The following is a 4824-nucleotide window of genomic DNA, read 5'->3' on the forward strand; positions in this document are numbered from 1 at the left end:
ACCGAGCGGGCGACGAAGGTGGCCTCGGCGCCGAGCGCCAGTGCCAGCGGGAGGAACGGCCGGTCCGGAGAGCCGTAGGGAGTGGACTTGGCCTTCTTGCCGAGCTCGGAGGTGGGCGAGTACTGGCCCTTGGTAAGGCCATAGATGCGGTTGTTGAAGAGCAGCACTTTGATGCCGACGTTGCGGCGCAGCATGTGGATAGTGTGGTTGCCGCCGATGGAAAGCGAGTCGCCATCGCCGGTAGCCACCCAGACATCGAGGTCGGGCCGGGTGATCTTGATGCCGGTGGCGACGGCGGGCGCGCGACCGTGGATGGAGTGGAAGCCGTAGGTGTTCATGTAATAGGGGAAGCGGCTGGAGCAGCCGATGCCCGAAACAATCACGAACTTCTCGCGCGGGATGCCCAGTTCAGGGAACACCTGCTGGACGGCGGCGAGAATGGCGTAGTCGCCGCAGCCGGGGCACCAGCGGATTTCCTGGTCGGTCTGGAAATCCTTCTTCGTGTAAACGGGCAGTGTGGCCGTGGTCATGTCAGTTGTTCCCTCCCCGCATCGCCACAGCAGGCGCGGGCAAACTCGCCAGCACCTCTTCAATCTTCGCTTCGATTTCCGACTGCTTGAAGGGCTTGCCCTGGATTTTGTTGTAGCCCTGCGCGTCCACCAGATATTTCGCGCGAAGCACCTGCACCAACTGGCCCATGTTCATCTCCGGGACGAGGACGCGCCTGTAACGCTTCAGCACTTCGCCCAAGTTGCGCGGCAGGGGATTGAGGTGGCGCAGATGAACGTGGCCGATGCGATGGCCGGCTTCGCGCTGGGCGTTAAGCGCGGCGGTGATGGAGCCGTAGGTGGAGCCCCAGGCCACGATCAGCAGGTCGCCGCTGGGGTCGCCGGCGGGAACAACGTCGGGGATGTCTTGCGCGATGGCTTCCACCTTGGCGGCGCGCAGATGAACCATGCGCTCGTGGTTGAGCGGCTCGTAGTTGACGTTGCCGGTTACGTCTTGTTTTTCGAGGCCGCCGATGCGGTGTTCGAGGCCGGGCGTGCCGGGCAGCGCCCACGGGCGGGCCAGCGTTTGCGGGTCGCGCCGGTAGGGAAGGAAGCCCTGCGGATTGGTCTCAAAGGACACGGGGATTTCGGGTAGTTCGTCCACCTGCGGGATGCGCCAGGGCTCGGCGCCGTTGGCCAGGTATCCATCGGAAAGAATGATGACCGGCACCATGTACTTCAGCGCGATGCGGCAGGCTTCGAGCGCGATCCAGAAGCAGTCGCCCGGTGTTGCAGCGGCGAGAACGGGGATGGGCGCTTCGGAGTTGCGGCCGTAGAGCGCCTGGAGCAAGTCGGCCTGCTCGGTCTTGGTGGGCAGACCCGTGGAAGGGCCGCCGCGCTGGATGTTGCAGACCACCAAGGGCAGCTCGACGGCGACGGCCAGTCCCAGCGCTTCGGTCTTGAGCGCCATGCCCGGGCCGGAGGTGGCGGTGATGCCGAGCGCGCCGGTGTAGGCCGCGCCGATGGCTGAGGTGATGGCGGCAATTTCGTCTTCGGCCTGGAAGGTCATTACGCCGAAATTCTTGTAGCCGGAAAGCTCGTGCAGGATGTCGGAAGCCGGCGTAATCGGATAGGAGCCGAGGAAGAGCGGGATGCCCGCCTTCTGTGACGCAGCAACGAACCCTAACGCCAGGGCGGTATTGCCGCTGATGTTGCGATAGACGCCCGGAGCGAGCTTGGCCGGCGGGATTTCGTAGCTTACCTGGAAGGCTTCGGTGGCTTCGCAGTAGGCGTAGCCGGCTTTCATGGCCAGCTTGTTGGCTTCGATGAGCAGCGGCTTGGACTGGAATTTGTCGTCGAGCCAGCGGAGGGTGGAGTCCATGGGCCGGTTGTAGAGCCAGTAGCACATGCCCAGAGCGAAGAAGTTCTTCGAGCGATCGACGGTCTTGGCGCCAAGGCCGAGGCCCTCGAGGGCTTTGCCGGTGAGCTTGGAGAGGTCGACGGAGAAGACTCGGAAGGCGTCCAGCGAATGATCCTCGAGCGGGTTCGAGGTCATCTGCGCTTTCTTGAGGTCGGTTTCCTGGAAGTTGTCCAGGTTGACGATGAGGATGCCGTTGGGCTTGAGGTCGGCGAGGTTCATTTTGAGCGCCGCCGGATTCATCGCGACGAGGGCATCCACGGCGTCGCCGGGCGTATAGACCTCGGTCGAGGAGAAGTGGATCTGGAAGCCGCTCACGCCCGGGAGCGTGCCCGCAGGGGCGCGGATCTCAGCCGGATAGTCGGGGAAGGTGGCCAGGTCGTTGCCGTAGAGGGCGACCGTATTGGTGAACTGGTTGCCGGTGATCTGCATGCCGTCGCCGGAATCACCGGCGAAGCGGATCACGGCCTTATCTAAGACTTCCTTCTTGCGAGAATGTGGTCCCTGGGTCAGTATGCCCATCAGTGCGGGTCCTTCCGGTGACCTGTAATTGGCGCGGCGCGGGGAGTGCGCCGGCCCCCAAAAGTACAGCATACCACATCGGGCGCTACTGAGTAAGACGCCTGGCTGGCGCGGCGCGTTGCGGCGCAACGTCCTGTGCAGGTTTGACTTGTTCCCGGGCGGGACACTACGCCGGTGAGCCAGGAAACGAGCTGGGTTCTGGGGTTGGTGCTGGCGGTGTCTTGGCCGCGTCGAGGAAGGCCTGGCGGCGGGTAATCAGGAACCAGAGAGGAATGCCCGTGCTCAGCAATCCAAAAAACATGATGAACCAGAAGAACTGCTCGCTCAGGAACGCCTGCGTCTCGGGGGTCGGACGGACCGTTTCCTTCATCACGGCCAGCATCCGGGCAAAGGAGCCTGGGAGAAGGATGTTGGTGGCAAGGTTCAACAGGGTAAAACCAAAGTAACCGACTGCCAGCGAGTGAGCGGCGGCTTTCATCCGCAATAGCCCGACCCCGGCTAGCAGACCGGCCAGCACGAGCAGGAAATAAATGACTCGCCCCAGCCAGCCCCGGATCACGAACCCGAAGACAAACAACGGACTTGATGCGAACAAATACACCGGGGCGGCCGCGATTCCGCCAACGATCAGCAGCCAGGCGATGATGGTGATGCTGAGCGGGCGACGAGAAGGAACCGCGGCAGCGATTTCGCCCATGAATTGTGCCTTGACGTCGCGGCGGTTGAAGTAGAAGAGCCACCAGATGCTGAGGGCGAGATGCAGCAGGGCGAAAACTATCATTGTGCCGAAGAAGCCGGCCATGAAGCCGGGCGGCACGTTTTGCTGGGGAGGCATCGGCAGGCCCACGACCAGAAAGAGCAGCATGAACAGAGCGCCGAAGGCCGAAACAAGGCAGAGCAGCCCGGCGAAGACCAGAAAGGAGACGCGCGCCCAGTTTTTCAGCCGCAGCAAACCGACGGCGCTGGCGATGCCCCACACGCCGAAGCCGAGAAACAGGATGGATTCCGCGAGCAGAAATGCCACCGGCGGGACGGGCTGAGCCGGCGTTGTGGGCAGGTTCGGCATGGTGCGCATCAGCAGAGCGCCCAGGATGGCGAAGCCGCCAAGCAAGATGGTGAAGACGCTGCCGATGATGGCCAGTACCGCCGAAGCGGTGATGCCGCCGGATCGCTTCATGTGAGACCCCTCGCTGGTCGGCGATTATATATCGGTTATCCGCGACGAGCGCGGTTTCCAATAGGCGGTGTGGCCGCGCGAGGGCGCAGCCAGCCTTAAGACTCTCGCAATCGGACCAAGCGAAACTCTCCTGCTTGATGCGGAGTAGATTGCAGAGCTTGCATGATCCTCCAGCGCGAGGAACTCAGCGATGATTTCATTAGGATCAGGGCACAAGCTGTGCTATCATGGTTTTGCGTTTGTTGCTCTTGTAAAACCTTGAGATTCGTTCAGAGGGGCTGCAAGTCCACAACTTGCGGCCCCTTTTGTTTTTACGGCTAGAGGCACCGAGGAATCGGTCGAGAAGCATCAGATAGCTCAAACATAGAAAAGGAACCTACGTGAAAGAACAGGGAACAGTGAAGTGGTTTAACGCGAGCAAGGGCTTCGGATTCATCCAGCGCCAGTCGGGCGAGGACGTCTTTGTGCACTTCTCCGCCATTCAGGGGGACGGGTACAAGTCGTTGACCGATGGCCAGGCGGTTGAATTCGAGGTCACCAGCGGGCCCAAGGGCCTGCAAGCCGCGAACGTGACCAACCTCTAGTCCACCGGGGCGAGCCGGGCAATCACCCGGCTCGCCCCTTTTTTTCTTGTGTCGGCCGGACCGCAGGTCCAGTGGCCGCCGAGAATGAACTGGTTCTGTTTTGCTTGGCTTAAAAGGAGGCTTTTGTGAAAGCTCTCTCAGAAGGCCAGTACATCAAGCACTTTCAGTACGGCAACGGAGTAATCACGGAATCCGACGCCGACCGCACCACCATTGACTTCGACCTCCACGGGATCAAGAAATTTGTCACCACCCTGATGGTGGTCGAGACAGCGGAAGGAACACCTCCGAAACGTGCGCGAGCCAAACGCCGCAAGAAAATCACTCCGACGCCAGTTCTCGCCGCGGCCGCGGCAGGCGTCAAGTGAGCGGCAACATCTTGGTTCAGTATGCCGGATGTGAGGCGAAAGCCCTGGTCCGGGAGTACACGTTTAACGTGCGAGAGGAGGCGGAGCTTCGCCAGTTCACCTTGACGATTCCGAATGCGGCCTTTGTCTCCCATCGGGCGCGCTATCAGGACGGACCCGACATTTGCTCCCTGAAGCTCCAGCGCGAGTTGGCCACCTACGCGAACCATCCCCCTCAGACCAATTATAAAATCACCGAAGCGGAATTGGACGACTATCGCTTCGAGCA

General features: G+C 61.6%; 6 protein-coding genes. 3 read left to right on the plus strand and 3 right to left on the minus strand.

Features of this window, described 5'->3' with window-relative positions; genetic code table 11:
• The 3 genes from VIH17_07155 to VIH17_07165 all read right to left on the minus strand — a co-directional run.
• Positions 1–530 (minus strand): 2-oxoacid:ferredoxin oxidoreductase subunit beta (locus VIH17_07155; GenBank protein ID HEY4683012.1); only part of this gene is annotated, 530 nt, incomplete at its 3' end.
• Position 531: 1 nt separating this feature from the next.
• A complete protein-coding gene (locus VIH17_07160; protein ID HEY4683013.1) occupies positions 532–2370 on the minus strand; it encodes a 2-oxoacid:acceptor oxidoreductase subunit alpha in 1839 nt (612 codons plus the stop codon).
• Between the two features lie 223 nt (positions 2371–2593).
• Positions 2594–3604, minus strand: coding sequence for a hypothetical protein (locus VIH17_07165; protein ID HEY4683014.1), 1011 nt, complete (start codon positions 3602–3604; stop codon positions 2594–2596).
• Positions 3605–3984: 380 nt separating this feature from the next.
• Between VIH17_07165 and VIH17_07170 the strand changes: the two genes are divergently transcribed.
• The 3 genes from VIH17_07170 to VIH17_07180 form a co-directional block, all read left to right on the plus strand.
• Positions 3985–4188 carry a cold shock domain-containing protein gene (locus VIH17_07170; GenBank protein HEY4683015.1) on the plus strand — a complete coding sequence of 68 codons (204 nt, stop codon included), beginning with the start codon at positions 3985–3987 and terminating at the stop codon, positions 4186–4188.
• Between the two features lie 125 nt (positions 4189–4313).
• Positions 4314–4556 (plus strand): hypothetical protein, encoded by a 243-nt coding sequence (locus VIH17_07175; GenBank protein ID HEY4683016.1) that lies wholly within the window; start codon positions 4314–4316, stop codon positions 4554–4556.
• Positions 4553–4824, plus strand: a 272-nt coding sequence (locus tag VIH17_07180) for a hypothetical protein (protein HEY4683017.1), incomplete at its 3' end; no start/stop codon positions are given. The genes VIH17_07175 and VIH17_07180, both read left to right, overlap by 4 nt.

Source organism: Candidatus Acidiferrales bacterium (genome assembly GCA_036514995.1).
In the GTDB taxonomy this organism is placed as follows: domain Bacteria; phylum Acidobacteriota; class Terriglobia; order Acidiferrales; family DATBWB01; genus DATBWB01.